Origin of the sequence: Flavobacterium sp., assembly GCF_044361015.1 — a bacterium.
In the GTDB taxonomy this organism is placed as follows: domain Bacteria; phylum Bacteroidota; class Bacteroidia; order Flavobacteriales; family Flavobacteriaceae; genus Flavobacterium.
The window spans coordinates 128,405-146,431 of the sequence record NZ_JBIKJL010000002.1 but is presented as its reverse complement, the minus strand read 5'-3'; the positions used below and the strand labels follow the sequence as shown (position 1 = coordinate 146,431).

The 18,027-nt window shown below is 32.4% G+C and carries 13 protein-coding genes; 3 read left to right on the top strand and 10 right to left on the bottom strand.

Features of this window, described 5'->3' with window-relative positions; genetic code table 11:
* The coding region (locus ACIQ2Z_RS01790) for a M16 family metallopeptidase (RefSeq protein WP_396182451.1) at window positions 1–2,502 on the top strand (2,502 nt) is incomplete at its 5' end.
* A gap of 54 nt (window positions 2,503–2,556) precedes the next feature.
* Here the strand turns inward: ACIQ2Z_RS01790 and ACIQ2Z_RS01785 are convergent.
* From ACIQ2Z_RS01785 to map, 3 genes are all read right to left on the bottom strand, one after another.
* On the bottom strand, window positions 2,557–3,387 hold the full coding sequence (locus tag ACIQ2Z_RS01785; protein ID WP_396182450.1) for a class I SAM-dependent methyltransferase: 831 nt from the start codon (window positions 3,385–3,387) through the stop codon (window positions 2,557–2,559).
* Between the two features lie 69 nt (window positions 3,388–3,456).
* Complete coding sequence (locus ACIQ2Z_RS01780) at window positions 3,457–3,831, bottom strand: GxxExxY protein (RefSeq protein WP_396182449.1); 375 nt, start codon at window positions 3,829–3,831, stop codon at window positions 3,457–3,459.
* 93 nt (window positions 3,832–3,924) lie between these two features.
* Complete coding sequence (gene map / locus ACIQ2Z_RS01775; protein WP_396182448.1) at window positions 3,925–4,743, bottom strand: type I methionyl aminopeptidase; 819 nt, start codon at window positions 4,741–4,743, stop codon at window positions 3,925–3,927.
* 185 nt (window positions 4,744–4,928) lie between these two features.
* Between map and ACIQ2Z_RS01770 the strand changes: the two genes are divergently transcribed.
* On the top strand, window positions 4,929–6,215 hold the full coding sequence (locus tag ACIQ2Z_RS01770) for an acetyl-CoA hydrolase/transferase family protein (protein WP_396182447.1): 1,287 nt from the start codon (window positions 4,929–4,931) through the stop codon (window positions 6,213–6,215).
* Between the two features lie 52 nt (window positions 6,216–6,267).
* Here ACIQ2Z_RS01770 and ACIQ2Z_RS01765 read toward each other — a convergent pair whose 3' ends face one another.
* The 6 genes from ACIQ2Z_RS01765 to ACIQ2Z_RS01740 form a co-directional block, all read right to left on the bottom strand.
* Complete coding sequence (locus ACIQ2Z_RS01765; protein ID WP_396182446.1) at window positions 6,268–7,692, bottom strand: TolC family protein; 1,425 nt, start codon at window positions 7,690–7,692, stop codon at window positions 6,268–6,270.
* Complete coding sequence (locus ACIQ2Z_RS01760) at window positions 7,676–9,022, bottom strand: HlyD family secretion protein (RefSeq protein ID WP_396182445.1); 1,347 nt, start codon at window positions 9,020–9,022, stop codon at window positions 7,676–7,678. Before ACIQ2Z_RS01760 ends, ACIQ2Z_RS01765 begins: the two co-directional genes overlap by 17 nt.
* 2 nt (window positions 9,023–9,024) lie before the next feature.
* Window positions 9,025–10,701, bottom strand: coding sequence for a peptidase domain-containing ABC transporter (locus tag ACIQ2Z_RS01755; protein ID WP_396182444.1), 1,677 nt, complete (start codon window positions 10,699–10,701; stop codon window positions 9,025–9,027).
* 4 nt (window positions 10,702–10,705) lie between these two features.
* Window positions 10,706–11,377, bottom strand: coding sequence for a TetR/AcrR family transcriptional regulator (locus ACIQ2Z_RS01750; RefSeq protein ID WP_396182443.1), 672 nt, complete (start codon window positions 11,375–11,377; stop codon window positions 10,706–10,708).
* Window positions 11,378–11,506: 129 nt separating this feature from the next.
* Complete coding sequence (gene gpmI / locus ACIQ2Z_RS01745; RefSeq protein WP_396182442.1) at window positions 11,507–13,024, bottom strand: 2,3-bisphosphoglycerate-independent phosphoglycerate mutase; 1,518 nt, start codon at window positions 13,022–13,024, stop codon at window positions 11,507–11,509.
* 53 nt (window positions 13,025–13,077) lie between these two features.
* Window positions 13,078–15,483: a DUF5916 domain-containing protein gene (locus ACIQ2Z_RS01740; protein ID WP_396182441.1), complete on the bottom strand. Its 2,406-nt coding sequence runs from the start codon at window positions 15,481–15,483 to the stop codon at window positions 13,078–13,080.
* Between the two features lie 268 nt (window positions 15,484–15,751).
* Here ACIQ2Z_RS01740 and ACIQ2Z_RS01735 point away from each other — a divergent pair, with 268 nt between their 5' ends.
* Window positions 15,752–16,459: a murein L,D-transpeptidase catalytic domain family protein gene (locus ACIQ2Z_RS01735; protein ID WP_396182440.1), complete on the top strand. Its 708-nt coding sequence runs from the start codon at window positions 15,752–15,754 to the stop codon at window positions 16,457–16,459.
* Here ACIQ2Z_RS01735 and ACIQ2Z_RS01730 read toward each other — a convergent pair.
* Window positions 16,448–18,025: a murein L,D-transpeptidase gene (locus tag ACIQ2Z_RS01730; protein WP_396182439.1), complete on the bottom strand. Its 1,578-nt coding sequence runs from the start codon at window positions 18,023–18,025 to the stop codon at window positions 16,448–16,450. The two genes, ACIQ2Z_RS01735 and ACIQ2Z_RS01730, sit on opposite strands and share 12 nt — an antisense overlap.
* Window positions 18,026–18,027: the final 2 nt, after the last annotated feature.

Genomic DNA, 18,027 nt, shown 5'->3' with positions numbered 1-18,027 from the left:
CAAAGCATTGGAGTAAAATTTGGACAGCATTTAAATGCGTATACCAGTTTTGATGAAACTGTTTACTTCTTGCCAATTCCGTCAGACGACCCTGAAAAATTAGAGAAAGGATTTCAAATTATTGAAGATTGGGCATTTAATACGAACTTAACTCCAGAAGAAATTGACAAGGAAAGAGGAGTCGTGCTTGAAGAATATCGTATCGGTTTAGGAGCAGACAAACGCATGATGGGTCAATTTATGCCCAAAATGATGTACAATTCTATGTATGCCAAACGACTGCCGATTGGGAAAAAAGAAATACTTGAAAATTTCACTTACGACAAAGTAGTTAATTTCTACAAAGATTGGTATCGGCCGAATTTGATGACTGTAATTGTTGTTGGCGACATTGATGTGAATGAAATGGAAAAGAAAATCATCACTCATTTTTCATCTTATAAGAATCCAAAGAATGAACGACCGCGAAAAACATTCGATGTTCCTAACCATAAAGAGACTTTTGTAGCAATAGAAACCGACAAAGAAGCCGCTTTTTCACAAGTGCAATTGCTTTATAAAGATTACAACGAGCCAAAAGTAGTTAGAACTATTGGAGATATGAGAAATGAAATTGTTGTTGGTTTATTTACAACAATGCTGAATACAAGACTAGAAGAAAAAATAAATTCTTCAAATCCTCCTTTTACTTTTGGTTATTCTTATTATGGTGAAACGTATGCTAAAACCAAAAAGGCATTTCAATCGTTTGCCATGGCTCCTGAAGATAAACAACTAGAAGCTTTAAAGGTGCTTGTTGAAGAAAATCAAAGAGTCAAGCAATACGGATTTACAAAAGGTGAATTGGAACGAGCAAAGAAGCAATTTATATCTCAAATTGAGCAACAATACAATGAAAGAGATAAAACGGAATCTGAAAATTATGTGTGGGAATACCAAAGTCATTTTCTTCAAAATTTACCAGCTCCAGGGATAGAATGGACATATGCTACCTTTCAAAAGTTAATTCCAACAATCACTATCGAAGAAACAAATAGTTTAATAGATAAATACATAAAAGAAGATAATAGAGTAATTATTTTAACTGGCCCAGAAAAAGAAGGAATGGTTAAGCCAACGGAACAAGAGGTTTTAAATTCAATAAAAGTGGATCAGTCAACAATTGTTGCTTATGTGGATGAAGCAGTTTCTGAAAGTTTACTTCGTAATCCGGTAAAGAAGGGTTCTGTCAGCAAAAAAGAAACAAATGATAAAATAGGTACCACTACACTAACGTTGTCCAATGGAGCAAAAATAACCTATAAGAAAACTGATTTTAAAAACGATGAAGTCCTTTTTGAAGCTTTAAGCTTTGGCGGTTCCAATTTGATTTCAAATGAAGAGTTTGAAAAAGTTCAATGGGCAATGGGAGGACTTACAGAAGCCGGTTTTTCAGGAATGAAGTTAAATGATATCAATAAATTTATGACCGGAAAAATTGCCAGAGTTAATCCGTATGTGGGAGGCACACAAGAGGGTTTCCGTGGATCGGCAACTCCTAAAGATTTAGAATATCTGTTTCAAACGGTTTACGCTTATTTTACTGATTTAAATTTGGATCAAGAGGCCTTTGATAGTTATAAAATTAAGCAAAATGGTTTCATGGCTAACATGAAAGCAATGCCTACTATGTATTTTCAAAATGAATTATATACCTATTTAAATCAAAATAACCCCCGCTTTAAAGGCATGTTGCCCGATGATACTGCTTGGGAAAAGACAGATTACGAATTGGCTTATAAAAAATACAAAGAGCGTTTTGCCAATGCAGCTGATTTTCATTTTTATTTTGTTGGTAACATTGACGAACAAAAATTGGAAGAATTTGCCAGTTTGTATTTAGCTTCTTTGCCATCAAATGGAACTTCTGAAAAAGCAGTTGATTTAGGGTATAGAATGTTAAAAGGCGATTTGACAAAAGTGGTAAAAAAAGGAAAGGATCCAAAAAGCACGGTCAATATTATGTTCTATGGCGATGCTACTTATGATGCAAAAGAGGCTATGGCTTTAAGAGCTGCAGGTGAAGTACTAACTATTAAACTCATTGAAGAACTTCGCGAAAATGAAAGTGGCGTTTACGGAGCTAGTGCCAGAGGAAGCATGAATAAAGTGCCAAACGGGAGTTTTAATTTTAGCATAAATTTTCCATGCGGACCTGAAAATGCCGAAACGTTGACACAGTCAGCTTTGCGAGAATTAAACAAAATCATTGAAAACGGTCCGCAAGAAAAAGACGTAAATAAATTTAAAGAAGCTGAAAAATTAGATTACAAAGAAAAAATCAAGCAAAATAATTATTGGATGTCTTATTTAACCCGTTCATTCACTTATGGTGTGTCAGCCGATGAAATTCTTCAAGTGGAAGAAAAAATTGATGCTATTACAGCAAAGGATATTCAAGCTGTAGCCAAAAAATACCTAACAAAAGATAAGGTTATTGCCATGTTAATGCCGGAAGAATAATTAAATTCTATGATTTTATTTACTTGCCCACGGTTTTTATCGTGGGCTTTGTTTTTATTTAAAACAAACCGGAATAATTTCTCCTTTTGCCAAACAATATTTCTCCACTAATTCAGGCGATATTTTGGCAGTATAATTTTCCTCAATAACTTCAAATCCAATAGCTCTCAGTTTGTCAAAATAATCCCGACCATAAATGCGAACATGGTCATACTGCCCAAAAATTTTGGCTCGTTCCTTTTCATCTGTAATCGAATCATCTGAAAATGTCTTTGTTCTTGCTAAATCCTGTGGAATTTGAAAAATGCCCATTCCACCCGGTTTTAAAACGCGGTATAATTCCTGCATTGCTTTGGTATCGTCCGGAATATGCTCCAAAACGTGATTGCACAAAATCACATCATACGAATTATCCTCAAATGGAAGATTGCAAATATCTGCTTTCACATCTGCCAATGGCGAAAATAAATCGGTTGTGGTGTAATCTAAATTCGATTGATTTCGAAAACGTTTATAAAATGCTTGTTCAGGGGCAAAATGCAATACTTTTAATGCTGAACTTGTTTCAGCATCTCTTAATTTAATTGTTGGTTTATTGGCAGAAGAATCTGAAATGAATTTAGATTGAAAAAAATCGGTTTCCTTATTCAGATACAACCACAGCAATCGATGCCTTTCCAATGAAAGTGTGCTGGGAGACAACACATTATTTCGTTGTTGTCCGTATCCGTAAGGCAAAAACATTCGGAAGCTTTTTCCATCAATCGGGTCAGTAAACCGATTTCCTCTTAATAAAAAAGCTAAAATAGGCCGAGCGATATAGCTCAACCGAATTAAAATTGGGCGAGGAATAGTATTTAATAAAAATTTAAAAGCTTTTTTCATTTTTTGACACGAATTTCACTAATTTTCACAGATTTTAAAATTTAACAAAGCTCAGGATAGTGTTGATCTCTATAGAATTACTCTTTGATGTTTTAAAGAATCTTCTCCAAAGTTTACCAAAAGACCAAGTTTATTTTTTGAAGCAGCTAAATAATTTAAAGTTTGCCTGACATCACTTTTAGTAAAACATTGTATAGCTTTAACTTCAAGAATTATTTCGTCAAACACCACAAAATCTGCATTGTAATATCTTGAAAGAAAGATTTCTTTATATTCAATCCGATAGTTTTTTTCCCTTTCATATGGAATACCGTTCGTTCTAAATTCGTACTCTAAAGCTTCTTTATAGATAATTTCAGAATGACCTTTACCTAAAATTTTATGAACTTCCATACAAAGTCCAATAATTTTATAAGTTTCATCTTTTAAATATAAATCAATCATAAAAGGACATTTAAAAAAAGCTTTAAAAAACAAATTATAAATTTCCTAAGCTTTGTGTAATTAATTTCTTCGTGTAAATCCGTGAAATCCGTGTCAAATTACTAACGTTTTCCTCCTAAACTCATCTTCTTCATTACTCACAATGCCTAGGGCTTCATAAATATATTTAAACGTTGAAAGCAACTCAGGTTTTCCATCAACCAATGCAACATTATGCTCAAAGTGAGCACTAGGTTTCATGTCTGCGGTTAATATAGTCCAACCGTCTTTCAGTTGTTTAATATTTTTAGTTCCCATATTAATCATGGGTTCAATTGCAACCACCATGCCTTCTACAAATAGCTTTCCACGACCCCTTTTGCCATAATTTGGCATTTCAGGATCTTCGTGCATTTTTTTTCCCAAACCATGGCCTACCAATTCTCGAACTACGCCATAACCATGCGATTCACAGTATTTTTGAATGGCATTACCAACATCTTCTACACGATTTCCGGCTTTGAATTCACGAATGCCCACATACAATGATTCTTTGGTGACTTTCAATAGCTTTTTAACTTCCGGTGCTACTTCGCCAATTTCAAACGAATAAGCGTGATCACCATAAAATTCATTTTTCAAAACACCACAATCCACAGAAATAACATCACCCTCTTCTAAAGGTTTGTTATTGGGGATACCATGAACCACTTGGGCATTTGGACTCATACAAAGTGAGTTAGGAAAACCGTATAAACCTAAAAATCCCGGAATACCACCGTTATCACGAATGAACTCTTCGGCTAGTTTGTCTAGGTACAAAGTGGTCACTCCTGGCTTTATTTCTTTCGCAATCAATCCAAGCGTTTTAGAAACCAATAATGAACTTTCACGCATTAATTCGATTTCTTCCTTGGTTTTTGAGATAATCATATCTTGAAATTTAAAGCGACAAAGGTACACTTTTTTAGAATTATTTACAGCAATACAATAGCAGAGGGATAGTTTATAGTGCTTTTTAAAAAAGAAATAATTTACAAACAAAAAAATAAAAACAATGAGAAATATCATCTTTACTGCCTGAAATTCACTTTATATTTGCTTAAAATTTAAAGATTATGAGCAAATATGTAACTGCAGAAGAAGCTGTAAAAGTTGTGAAATCCGGAGATAGGGTGTATTTACAAGCTGCAGCTGCTTCGCCAACAGTTTTATCTAAAGCATTAACAGCTAGAGCTTCCGAATTAATAAACGTAGAAATCTGCCATTTACACACCGAAGGTGAAGCTCCTTATGCCAACCCGGAACTTGCAAAAAGTTTTCATGTGAATTCGTTTTTCCTTGGAGCCAATGTCCGACATACGTTAAAAGCCGGAAACGGTTCGTATACCCCCGTTTTTTTAAGTGAATTACCCGTTTTATTTCGAAAAAACGTACTGCCGCTGGATGTGGTTTTTATTCATGTTTCTCCACCTGACCGACATGGTTATTGTTCACTTGGTGTTTCTGTTGAAGCATCTGTTGCGGCAATAGAAAACGCAAAAATTGTAGTGGCTCAAGTAAACCCGAATATGCCGAGAACATTTGGTGATGGAATTCTTCATGAATCGGAAATTGATTATTTGGTAGCAGTAAATGAACCTATTTTTGCCCATGGCATTGATACTTTTACTCCCGAAGAAGAAAAGATAGGAGAATATGTTGCTTCCTTAATTGAAGACCGAAGTACACTTCAAATGGGTATTGGTTCCATTCCGAATGCTGCCTTAAGCAAATTACACAATCATAAAGATTTAGGATTGCACACAGAGATGTTTTCTGATGGAGTGATTGATTTGATTGAGAAAGACATTATCAATTGTAACTTTAAAGGAACCACACGCGGACGTGTTTTAGCAACTTTTTTAATGGGTTCCCGAAGATTATATGATTTTGTTGACGACAATTCTTTTGTCGAATTAAAAGAATCGTCGGCTGTAAATGACACGGCCAGAATACGAAAAAATCCGAAAATGGTAGCTATTAATTCCGCTATTGAAGTTGATTTAACCGGACAGGTTTGTGCCGATTCAATTGGTGGAAAAATGTATTCAGGTGTTGGTGGCCAAATGGACTTTATTCGAGGTGCTTCCTTAAGTGTTGGAGGAAAAGCAATCATTGCATTGCCTTCACAAACAAAACGTGGTGAAAGTAGAATTGTACCCTTTTTAAAACAAGGAGCGGGTGTTGTCACTACACGGTCGCATGTTCAGTATATTATTACAGAATATGGCATAGCCAATTTGTATGGAAAAACACTAAAACAACGAGTAACAGAATTGGTTAAAATTGCTCATCCCAATCATCGGGAGTGGATTGAAAAAGCTTACTATGAGATGAGTGAAATTAAACCATTTTCATTCTAAACCATATTCCTAGCTGCTTTGTTCAATTTCATTTAAACAAAGCAGTTTTTTTTTAATTATTGAATTCCGGACTGGCAATTAATCGAAACAAATCGGAATTAGATACGCAAAATTTTATTTGTGTATCTATTTGTTGCAAACTGGTACTCAGCAAACTGTTTTCACGTGTGTTTATAAGAAATAATGAACTTTCTCCAAATAAAAATAGTTTTTCTTCAGAATCTAACATTGTTTGGAAATTTGACACTAACTCATTTGCGATATCAATTTGGCTTTTTAAAGAGTTGATTTCTTCTAATTGATATTCAATTTTATTTTTTAAAACCTGATTTTCAAACTGCAGATCCAATTCGGCATCTTGTAATTTAAATTTTGCTACTTGAAAATTGCCACGTTCTTTTCTAAGAAATAACGGTAGACTAAAATTCACACCGTATTGATAATTTAAGGTATTAAAATCTCGAACAAATTCGGGCTCTGATATATAATTGTAATTCAAATTAAGGGTAGGTAATAAAAGATTTCCCTTAAGACGTTTATCTACTTCTAAAATGCTGACTTTGTTTTGCAGTGATTTTATTTTTGGATGATTTTCAAAATCAATGGTTGCAAGTAATAAACCGTTGGTTCGTAAGGTATTTTCAATTGATTTTTCCAAGGCAGATTCCGGCGTAATGAAATCTTGTAATTCTAAGGGTAAATTGTTTTCAAACCATAGAAAATTAGAAAGTTCTAATTTTGATTTAACTAATTTTAATCGTGCTTGTTCTAAATTTAATTTTCTCGATTTCACCAAAATTCCGGCTTCTACACTGTCAATTGCCGGCCTATCACCAGCATCTATTAATCCAATTATACCGTCGTATCGTATAGTTGCATTTTTTAAAAAAGTTTGGTACAGTTTGTATTCATTGTAGTTTCTATACCAATTGAAATAACTGTTAGACGCTAAATAGAGAATATTAGCTACTTCTAAATCACGTTCTGCTTTCGATAAATTTACAAATATTTTAGCTTTTTTCAAATCAGCCATTCGATCATTTATTAGCAAGCCTTGACCAAGAGGCACTGAAATTCCCAGGTTTGCTAATCCGTTATCGGGCGTAGTGTTTTGAGGATTTAAAAAATCCCCTTCCATTCGATCAAAACCAGCTTTTATTTCAACACCATACCATGTTGGAATTTTAAAAGTAGTTGTAAGTAAATCATAATATTCCGTCGATTTAAACTGTTTATTTTCATAATCTACTTCAATTTTTGGATCAAATCCACCTCGACTGGCAATAATTTCTGACTGTGCCTGACTTACTTCAATATTTGCTTGTTTTACCAGAGGATGAAATTGTTTGACATATCCCAAGTAGGCATCTAAAGTCAAAATACTATCAGCAGCGTTCTCCTGTGAATAAGAAAGAAAAGAAAAAACTAAAAATAGGGCAATAGTAGCTCTCATAATTCCTTTATTTTTTTGTTGCATTGGTTTGTTTAGGAATATAAAAATCAGGAGGGAAACCGTTTAATTTTCGCCATAACTCATACCAAATAGGCACATTGTCTAATAATGCAAAAGTTTGAGCTCCTGCACCGATACTTAACTGTTTGGGCCATGGTGCGTCTGCGGGATCTTGAGCGATTAAAATCCGGTATTTTCCATTGGGACTGATAAAATTTTCAATAGCAACAATCTTACCTCCAAAAGTTCCGTAGGAAGTATTTGGCCATCCACTAAAAACAATAGTAGGCCATCCGTCAAACCAAATTCTAACCTTTTCTCCTTTATGAATTAGTGGCAAATCAATTGGATCAATATAGGTTTCCACAGCAATATCATATTTAGATGGCATAATGCTCACAACCGGAGTTCCTTCTTTAATCGTTTCTCCAAGACCGGATTGCAACGCACGGTTTACATAACCATTTTGTGGAGCTTTTATGTAATAAAGTTCGTTACGCATCTTGTAATTAGTAACCTGATTTTGCAATTTATTCACTTGTGCTTCAGTATCAAACTGACTGCTGAGTGCCGTATACCGGTCGCTTTGAGCTTTTGAAATTTTATCGGTATATTCAGCTGTAATTCTGTTTATTTCAACTCTTGAGTTGAGTAATTCATTTTTTGAAGTTAAATATTTGTTTTGTTGTGTGATTATTTTTGCCTCTGCATCTTGAAGTTTTAATCGTTTGTCCTCAACATCTGTCATTGGTTTTAAACCATCTTTATTCAAATCTTGCGAACGTTTAAATTGTGTTTGAGCGATTTTTAATTGTGTTTTTATAGCTTCTAAATCCATACTGTCACTTTTGATTTTTAAAAGTGATTGTTCTATTTTATTTTTGGCTTGTTCTAATTTTAAGATTCGTTCTCGTTCAATTGCAGTAATTTGTGTTGACAAAGCACTTGCTTTATCTTCGTACGAACCTTCAGAAAGCATTTTGGCTTTCATTTGATTTTCGGTATTTGCAACCAAATTTGGATCAAAATAATCCTCCTTTACCTCTGAAATAAATAAAATCGTATCGCCTTTGTTTACATATTGACCCTCAGCAACATACCATTTTTCAATTCTTCCGGCAATAGCGGTATGAATGGTTTGAGGTCTTTGTTCCGGAGAAACGGTGGTAACATAACCTGAACCTTGAATATTTTGAGTCCAAGGTAATAATAGGAATAAAGCACTTCCTATTAAAAACCATATTAACAATCGGTTAAAAGTTTTAAAATAAGGTCTTACACTTAACTGTTTGATTGTTTCAAAACGAGTTAAATCTACTTTTTTGTTGATATTATTGTTAGAAATATTTAGCATGATTAGTTTGTATCTGAAATTAATCTTCCTTTCTCTAGAGTTATAATTCGTTCACATTTTTGTTTCCAATATTCACTTTTAGAAGTTACAATAACGGTCCAATTATTTTCTTTGGAAACAATAAAGTCGATGATTTCTTTGGCTTGATCATTGTCCATTTTGTCAAAAGGATCTTCTAAAAACAATATGTTTGGATGATTTATTATCGCTCTAGCTAATACTATTTTCTGAGTAATTGAAGAAGATAATTGTTTTCCGTCGGTTAATATAAATTCGTCTAAGCCATTGGGCATTTTTTTAATTTCATTTGTGAGTTTTACTTTATCCAAAACCCATTTTAAGCGTTCAGGAGCTACCGAGTTATTGTTAAATGTGATGTTTTCAAGAATACTTCCTTCAAAAGTTGTTTGACCGGCCGTGATGATTCCTATTTGTGAACGATACTGTGTGATATTGATTTTTTTATAGTTCTCATCGTTTATATAAATCGAATTGGTATTGGTTTGAATCAAACCGGCTAAAATTCGCATGAAAGTTGTTTTACCGGAACCGTTATTCCCATCCAGATATATGGTTTCCCCTTGATTTATTTTTAAAGAAATATTGTTTAATACTTTCTTATTGGAATATGGAAATGAAAAGTTCAAACTATCAATTTCAAATAATATATTTTTATAACAATAGTTGTACTCTTCATCTGAAATTTCTTCTAATTCCATGTCTACAATTTGCCCGATTTTTTCAATAGAAGTCAGCAAATCATAAAAAGTTTCTAAACCAATGATTATTTTTTCAACGGAATTGATAATTAACAAAATGATAATTTCTGCTGCCACAAATTGGCCAATATTGATTTGTTGATTAATCACTAAGAAGCCGCCAATTAGCAATAAACCGGCGGATATTAAAATTTTAAACCCAATCAATTGTATAAATTGTCTTTTGATGATTTGAAAGTGGCTTTCTCTTGATTTTAAGTATTCAGTCACCATTTTGTCATTTTTTGATAAGGCAAAATCAGCTTCAACCTTGCTTTTAAATCCAAAATAATTTCGAGCGATTTCTTGTATCCAATGGGCTACTTTGTACTTGTATTTTGATTCTGTTAAACTCGTTTTCAATCCGGATTGAAAGGATAGTTTAAAAATTAAATATAAGATACTGAATAATAATAATCCAAAAAGTATGAAAAAAGGATGGTATACAGAAAGTAACAACAATCCGAAAATGATTTGTAATAATGATTCTGAATAATCTAAAATTAGTTTCGCTACACTTTTTTGAACAGTAAGTGTGTCAAAAAACCGATTGGCCAATTCAGGAGGATAGGAATTGTTGAATTCCGTATATTTTATTTTTGGAAAGCGATAAGAGAATTCAAAAGAGGAACGAATAAATATCTTTTGTTGAATAGTTTCAGTTATTCTTAGTTGCATGAGTTTTAAAACGCCATTAAAGGCTACTCCAAGAATGACAACTAAAACTAAAATAATCCATGATAAACTTACTCTTCCACCCTGAATTAAATTGATAATTGCTTGAATTCCCAATGGTAGCGAAAGACTCACAATTCCAGAGAAAACAGCATAAAAAAATACTTGATAAATATCTTTTTTGTCTAATTTCAATAAATTAATAAATCTTTTTAGAGGGGTTAACAAAGTTGATTCTTTTTTCATTTGACTAACTAATTTGTTTTATAACCAATGCTGTAAAAAACTCGTTTGGTGTTGTTTTGTCGTTGCAGTCTGTTATTGTTTTAAAATGGTTTTTCAAAAAATGTTGATGTAATGAACCTTCAATAACTGTTGAAATTAAACTTTTTGGAGTCGGATATTCAGGATTTACCTCTTTAACCATTTCTACAATTCGGTTGATGACTCTTTTATAAATTAAAAAATAGCCTTCTTTATTCTCATCGTCTACTTCTTTGGTTAAGTATGATTTTGAAAATTCGCAAATGACAATGTTGCTTAAAATCATTTTATTTATATGTGGATGGTTCTTGTCTTCAGAAGGTTCTTCTGTGACTATTTCCAATGCTTTTACTAGTTTTTCTTTTGGATTAGTGATGCTGTTTGTTGACAAAACTATTTTAAATTCCAACCACCCCCAATACCAAGAAGATAAGTATAAAAGAAGCTTGTGTTTATTTTCAAAATAGCGATATATCGAACTTTCATTGGATCCTATTCTTTCTCCTAACTTTTTAAAAGTAAAGTTGTCAAATCCAATTTCATTGATGAGTAAAATACTATTTTCTATGATGTTCTTTCCTAATTCTGAAGTCTCAGGATCCTTGATATATATCTTATTGCTAATGTTTACTTTTAAGCCTTCTAGTATATTTTTCATTGAAATTTTTTTATATTAATAGAATACAATGCAAATGTAATAGTATCACTATTACTTTTGCAAGTAATTAACTATTTTTTAATAAAAAAAGCCATTTTTTGAATGGCTAAAATTTAATATATGGTTTGTTTACACCAAGGTTTCCCTTGTCATGACTGCCGGTTTAGGAATTCCCATCAAATGAAGAATCGTTGGAGCAATGTCACCTAAAACACCACTTTTTATTGATTTTAGTTCTTTGTCAACCAAAAAAACAGGAACAGGGTTTGTGGTGTGAGCTGTATTTGGGCTTCCATCCGGATTAATCATTGTTTCACAATTTCCGTGATCGGCAATTACGATAGTGGTGTAATTATTTGCTAATGCCGTTTCAATAACTTCTTTTACACATGTGTCAACTGCTTCGCAAGCTTTGATGGCAGCTTCCATGATTCCTGTATGACCCACCATGTCACCATTGGCAAAATTTAAACACACAAAATCAACTTCACCTTTTTCTAATTCAGGAATCAAAGCATCTTTCAGTTCAAAGGCACTCATTTCGGGTTTTAAATCGTATGTGGCCACTTTTGGAGAATTTCTTAAAATGCGTGTTTCACCTTCAAAAGGTTCTTCGCGGCCACCGGAAAAAAAGAAAGTTACGTGTGGATATTTCTCTGTTTCGGCAATACGTATTTGTTTTTTGTGGTTTTTTTCCAGAACTTCTCCTAAGGTCTCGGTGATATTATCTTTGTTGTAAATCACTTTAACTTTATGATAGGTTTCATCATAATTGGTCATTGTTACATAATACAAATTCAATTTATGCATATTTTGTTCATGGAAATCTTTTTGTGATAATGCTTCGGTAAGTTGTCGACCTCTGTCTGTTCTGAAATTAAAAAAGATAATCACATCGCCATTTTCAATGGTTGCTAAAGCATTTCCATTGGAATCGGTCATCAAAATGGGTTGGATAAATTCATCAGTAATATCCGCATCATAACTTTTTTGAATGGCTTCTGATGCATTAGTTGAAAGAGTTCCAACGCCTTTAACCAATTGATCATAAGCAATTTTTACGCGTTCCCAGCGTTTATCTCGATCCATCGCATAATATCTGCCGCAAACAGAAGCTAACTTTGCTTTTGATTTTGAACAATATTTTTCTAAATCTTCAATGTATCCTTTTCCTGATCTTGGATCCACATCGCGTCCATCTGTAAAGGCATGAACATAAACATTATCTAAACCATAATCTTGAGCCGCATCTAATAATCCTCTTAGGTGAGAAGTATGAGAGTGAACTCCACCATCAGAAACCAAACCTAAAAAATGCACTTTTTTATGATTGATTTTGGCATAAGAAAAAGCATCTTGTAGTACTTTTTCATCATTTAAAGTTTTATTTTTTACGGCTAAATTTATTCGAGTAAGTTCTTGATAAATAATTCTACCAGCTCCTAAATTCATATGACCTACTTCAGAATTTCCCATTTGACCTTCAGGAAGTCCTACGTTTAAACCATCTGTTCGTAATTCGGCATTAGGATAGTTTTTATAAAGAGAATCAATAAAAGGGGTATTGGCATTATCAATTGCGGAAACTTTTGGATCTGGCGAATGTCCCCATCCATCTAAAATCATCAGGATTACTTTCTTGTTCATTAGATTAAAATTTAGAACAAAGATATAGAATGTATAGCTTTATAAGCGAAGAATTAGGCTTTTTTAAACCAATTTTTAGCTTTGTTATAATCAATAAAATAGCGAAGACTGACAGAAAAAACATGGTTCAAACTGTTATCTATTAAGTTATTTGCGTTTGAGCCAAAATCTTTGTTTATTTCATTTGTAAAGTATTGAGCATTATTTCGATATAGAGCAGTAAACTGACTTCCCGGAGCAAACCACCAAGAATAGGAAACGTCAAAATTCCAAACATTAAAATTAGAATCTTTATCAGTATTATAAGTGTCGTTTGGAATAAATGTACCGTCCTCTTGTAAGGTGTGAAACTTTATATTTTCAGCAAATGACCAGTAATATCGTGAAGTTAAATTGATAGTCATTTTATTGTTCAGTGCATATTTCCCTGAAAATCCGTTATTGAAAGTAAATCGATTTCTTTCGGCTAATATAATTTCAGAATCAACTTGATCGACCCAACCAATATCACTGTTTTGTTTTGAAAAAGAAGCATTGTAAATCAGTGTGAATTTGTCATTAAATCGGTATCTTGGACTGGCATATATACTATAATTAATTCTATCTTTTTGATCAAAAAAACGAACGGAGGGGTTAACATCGATAGCAAATCGTCTATTGTAATTTGAAGAGAAAAATACAAAGGCATTTACCGTTGCGGGAAAAGCTAAATACCTACCCGGAACACGTGGTTCATAAAAATTATAGGTAACAAAAGGACTTACTAGGAAGCCATAACCGATATAATCATTTTTTAAAGTGGAGGAGTTTACATTGACATTAATCCAATTTTCCTGCATTTTTCCGGTTGTGTTTTCAATTTCTAAATAATAATTTGAATTAAGTTGAAAGGAATTGTAGGTTTTAGTAGGTTTTACTATTCGGTAATTAAAATTAGCATAAACATTATGATAATTCGTAACAAAATTAATTCCCAGATCATTATTGTCAAAATCTTTTGAGACATATTTTGAAGCAACAGAATAACGATATTTTCCAAATGTTTTAGCTAAATTTAAATAAGCCGTATGACCATTTGGTTTTTCATAATCATAAATACTGCTCATTTTTACATCTCCGGAAATATTAAATCTATTTCCTCTAGTATTTAAATCATAAACAATTCCGGTAACGTTTGCATCACGAAAATCACCAAATCTTGTTACATTTGTGTTGATAAAAGATACTGATGAATTTTGATTAAAGCGTTGATCAAATACTAAAATATTATAATTTGTGAAGGGTTCAACTAATTCTTCGCGGAATTCATTGGTTTCGTTGTTGTTAATTTTAGCATATGTTTTTGCTGTGGCGGCGTTTAAAAAACCAATTCCAAGCCCATCTGAAGTTCTACCTGATATTTTTATTGCATTGATTAAGTCAACTGTATTTGGATAATCAGTTACGGTTTCATTTTCATTTGTTACAGGATAATTAGATGGTGGCCCGCCAATTCTTCTGGAATAAAGCAAATCGCCTTTTGAAAAAAGATCTGTTCCTTCAGTAAAAAAAGGTCTATTCTCGTTAAATTGTTGTTCAAATGGCCCTAAATTCAGTTCTACATTATCAAATGCGGTTTGTCCAAAATCAGGCACTAAAATGGCATCTAAAGTAAAGGAATCATTAATTCCGTATTTAATATCCATTCCGATTTTTCCGGTACTATTTGTAGTTTTATCGTTTGATTCAATATAACCGGAAGTATAAGGAATAAAAAATAATCGGGTAGGAGTTTTAATATTTTCAATACCTTCTAAAGTTCCTGCTTGGTTGATAACAGAGCCTTTCGCTCTATCGATATGACTCCAAACATAATTATGTCTGTCTCTCCGAATTTCTCTAAAAATATTAAGTCCCCATATTTGTTTATCATTTTTAGAAAAGCGTAAAGCGGCATAAGGTATTTCCATTTCAACAACCCAACCAAAGTCAGTCAGTGAAATTTCACTATTCCAAATAGCATCCCAAGAAAAGTCTTCCCCATTTTCTGTTGCCAAACAGTCTAATTGAACCCCTGCAGCTGTCACAAAAAAACGAAAATCCTGTTGACCGTCGTTAAAACCATTTAGAAATATGCCAAATATATCAGCTGTTCCAAAATTATCTCTTTGGGTGATTTCTTTTTCAATTTTAGTTATTTCATTATCATAAAGTGTTGCTCCAATATAAATGCCGTTATCATTGAATATAATTTTCACTTCACTTCTTTTTTCATTTTTTTCTAAAGCTCCGTTATCCGGTTCATACATCACAAAATCTTTTGCAATAGGTGCTTTGTCCCAAGATGATTCATTCAGTTTTCCGTCAACCACAATATTTTCTGTGACTCGGATAGCCTGAACTGATTTTTTTTGACCAAAAGCAATTTCAATTTTAAAAAAAAGAAAAACAAAAAAGAAAAATAGGCTAAAATGCTTCATAAAGTAAATAATGCTCAAAATTAGATAAAGCTTTTCCAAGTGCAATTACTTTATCATTTCCTTAAGATAATATATCTTTAAAGACGTTTTTTTATAGAATTGTTACAGTTTCTAGATACTAATTTGAAAAAGAAAGCGTTATTCAATACTATTCATTAAAATGAATTATTTCCAAAAAATGAATAATTAAGACAAAATTAATTTGGTTGTATTGATTTTATTTATATTTTTGGCCAACCCAAATCGAGTTTTAACCTAAAGAATACCAATGATATACAAGCTTATTCCGGCTTTGTTTTTCGGATTATTATCCTTTACAACGCCTACAAAAAATACCACAGACCCCAAAATTATTGCTGAAAATACTACTGCAACTTTCGAATCGAAAGTGAATTTATTATATAATAATTTGAATTCAAATAATTATAAACTTCCTCAATTAGAAAGTTTTTCTAAGGCATTGGAAGGATTTTATCAATTAAAACAAAAAGGACTGATTCAAAATAATATTTTAACGTTGATTGATTTTAGTTTGTCTTCAAACGTAAAAAGATTGTGGGTTATTGATATGAATTCCAACACGATTTTATTTCAATCATTGGTTGCTCACGGACGAAACTCAGGAGAAGAATTTGCTACAAAATTTTCTAATAAAGCAGAATCTTATCAAAGCAGCTTAGGTTTTTATATTACCGGAGAGGTTTATCAAGGAAAACATGGTCAATCGTTGCGTTTAGACGGCCTTGAAAAAGGTATTAATGATAAAGCAAGAAATAGAGCTGTTGTGATACACGGTGCAGATTATGTTTCTGATTCGTTTATCAAACAGAATAAACGATTAGGAAGAAGTCAAGGTTGTCCTGCTTTACCTGAAGAATTGACTCCTGAAATAATTAATACGATTAAAAACAAATCCTGTTTATTCATATATCATCCATCCGGAAGTTATAAGATTTCTTCAAAATTAATTTCGTAGTTTTTTGTACAAATCAAAATCCAATCGATAAATATCATCTCTAAATTGAAGTTTATCACCTTCACTCCATGCCGTCCAATAAAGGATGTGTAAATAAATGTCTTTTTTGAAATTTACATTTTTGGTTTTAGCCTCTGTAAGTACTTCATCAATTTTTGCTTTTGTCCAATTAATTGAATCCTCTAAAAGATATTCTGTAAGTTCAAATGGATTTTGTACTCGAACACAACCGGAACTCAATGAGCGATTTTCTCTGCCAAAATAACCTCTAGAATTGGTATCATGTAAGTAAACCGAATGTTTATTTGGAAACATAATTTTAACTAAACCCAATGAATTTGTTGGCCCCGGTGGCTGAACATAACGATAGGACTTTGCTTTAGCAGGATTCCAATCGGCTGAGCTGACTTCAATATTGCCATCATAAATTGTAATGTTTTTACTGGCAAAATAGCCTCTGTTTTTAGTAGCAGCCGGAATAACATCTTCCTTTAATATGGTGGGAGGAATTGTCCATGTAGGATTAAAGACAACATAGCTCAATTTGGAATACAAAATGGGTGTGCTTCTACTGGATTTTCCAACAATAATCCGATGCGTTCGGATAGTGTCATTTTTTTTAACGACGTTGAGTTTATAATCAGGAATATTGATTAGAATATATTCTTTTTCAAATTGTTTAGGAAACCATCTCCAACGTTCCATGTTGACAATGATTTGCTCTTTTCTTTTTTTCTTTGAATAGTTTAAAGCAGAAAGAGTTCCTTTTCCAATCACGCCATCAGGAACTAATCCATGGCGGGATTGAAATTTTTTCACGCCTATCAAGGTTTTTTCATCGTAAATGGAAGTTATCGAATCCTGCATTTTCAAATCATGCCAATAGATTAATCGTTTTTTAATTTCAGGAAGCAAATCATGCGTGTCTTTATAAACTATCTTATCTTTTGCTTCTAATACTTCAAAATTATTATCAGGAAATTGGTTAATGAGTTTTAAGGCGTGTTTAAGTTTTCTGTAAATAATATGATTTGGTTTTACAGCATGCAAAGCATAATCAAATGAATCTTTTAGTTGAAAATTTAAAAATAATTTTTTAGGATTAATTTTGCTGTCTTTTAAATCCCAATCTTTGTATAGTTCTTTTGGACTTAAAGTTCCGTTAGCAACTTTTTTGACATATTTACTAAGATTTTCGGTTAGTAATATATCATATTCTATTAATGCTTTGTCCGACAAGGCACCAATAGTATTTTCAAATTTGATTATTTTTTTCAAATCAAAATCGGCACGATTCAATCCTTCGTCTTCTACATTTTTAAGCTCATCAATAAGTGATTCTCTGCAATTGAAGGCTAACCAAAAAGTTTTGTTGTTATTTGAATGATAAAAATCAATTACGGTCGAATCTTTACTTTTATGAAGTACAGTTGAATCAATTGCTAAAATTTTACCTTCTTTAGTAAGAGTAACAATAGGGGTTGTGTCTTTATCTGCCTTTTTATTCTTGTCGTCATTACAAGAAATTAATACTAATGCAAGAAATAAAAGGAAATTTTTTTTCATAA

What these genes read in the sequence shown, in the direction of transcription:
- ACIQ2Z_RS01785 (WP_396182450.1), bottom strand. Translation starts at nt 3,387, where the DNA reads ATGAAAAAAGCTTTTAAATTTTTATTAAATACTATTCCTCGCCCAATT.
- ACIQ2Z_RS01780 (WP_396182449.1), bottom strand. Translation starts at nt 3,831, where the DNA reads ATGATTGATTTATATTTAAAAGATGAAACTTATAAAATTATTGGACTT.
- map (WP_396182448.1), bottom strand. Translation starts at nt 4,743, where the DNA reads ATGATTATCTCAAAAACCAAGGAAGAAATCGAATTAATGCGTGAAAGT.
- ACIQ2Z_RS01770 (WP_396182447.1), top strand. Translation starts at nt 4,929, where the DNA reads ATGAGCAAATATGTAACTGCAGAAGAAGCTGTAAAAGTTGTGAAATCC.
- ACIQ2Z_RS01765 (WP_396182446.1), bottom strand. Translation starts at nt 7,692, where the DNA reads ATGCAACAAAAAAATAAAGGAATTATGAGAGCTACTATTGCCCTATTT.
- ACIQ2Z_RS01760 (WP_396182445.1), bottom strand. Translation starts at nt 9,022, where the DNA reads ATGCTAAATATTTCTAACAATAATATCAACAAAAAAGTAGATTTAACT.
- ACIQ2Z_RS01755 (WP_396182444.1), bottom strand. Translation starts at nt 10,701, where the DNA reads ATGAAAAAAGAATCAACTTTGTTAACCCCTCTAAAAAGATTTATTAAT.
- ACIQ2Z_RS01750 (WP_396182443.1), bottom strand. Translation starts at nt 11,377, where the DNA reads ATGAAAAATATACTAGAAGGCTTAAAAGTAAACATTAGCAATAAGATA.
- gpmI (WP_396182442.1), bottom strand. Translation starts at nt 13,024, where the DNA reads ATGAACAAGAAAGTAATCCTGATGATTTTAGATGGATGGGGACATTCG.
- ACIQ2Z_RS01740 (WP_396182441.1), bottom strand. Translation starts at nt 15,483, where the DNA reads ATGAAGCATTTTAGCCTATTTTTCTTTTTTGTTTTTCTTTTTTTTAAA.
- ACIQ2Z_RS01735 (WP_396182440.1), top strand. Translation starts at nt 15,752, where the DNA reads ATGATATACAAGCTTATTCCGGCTTTGTTTTTCGGATTATTATCCTTT.
- ACIQ2Z_RS01730 (WP_396182439.1), bottom strand. Translation starts at nt 18,025, where the DNA reads ATGAAAAAAAATTTCCTTTTATTTCTTGCATTAGTATTAATTTCTTGT.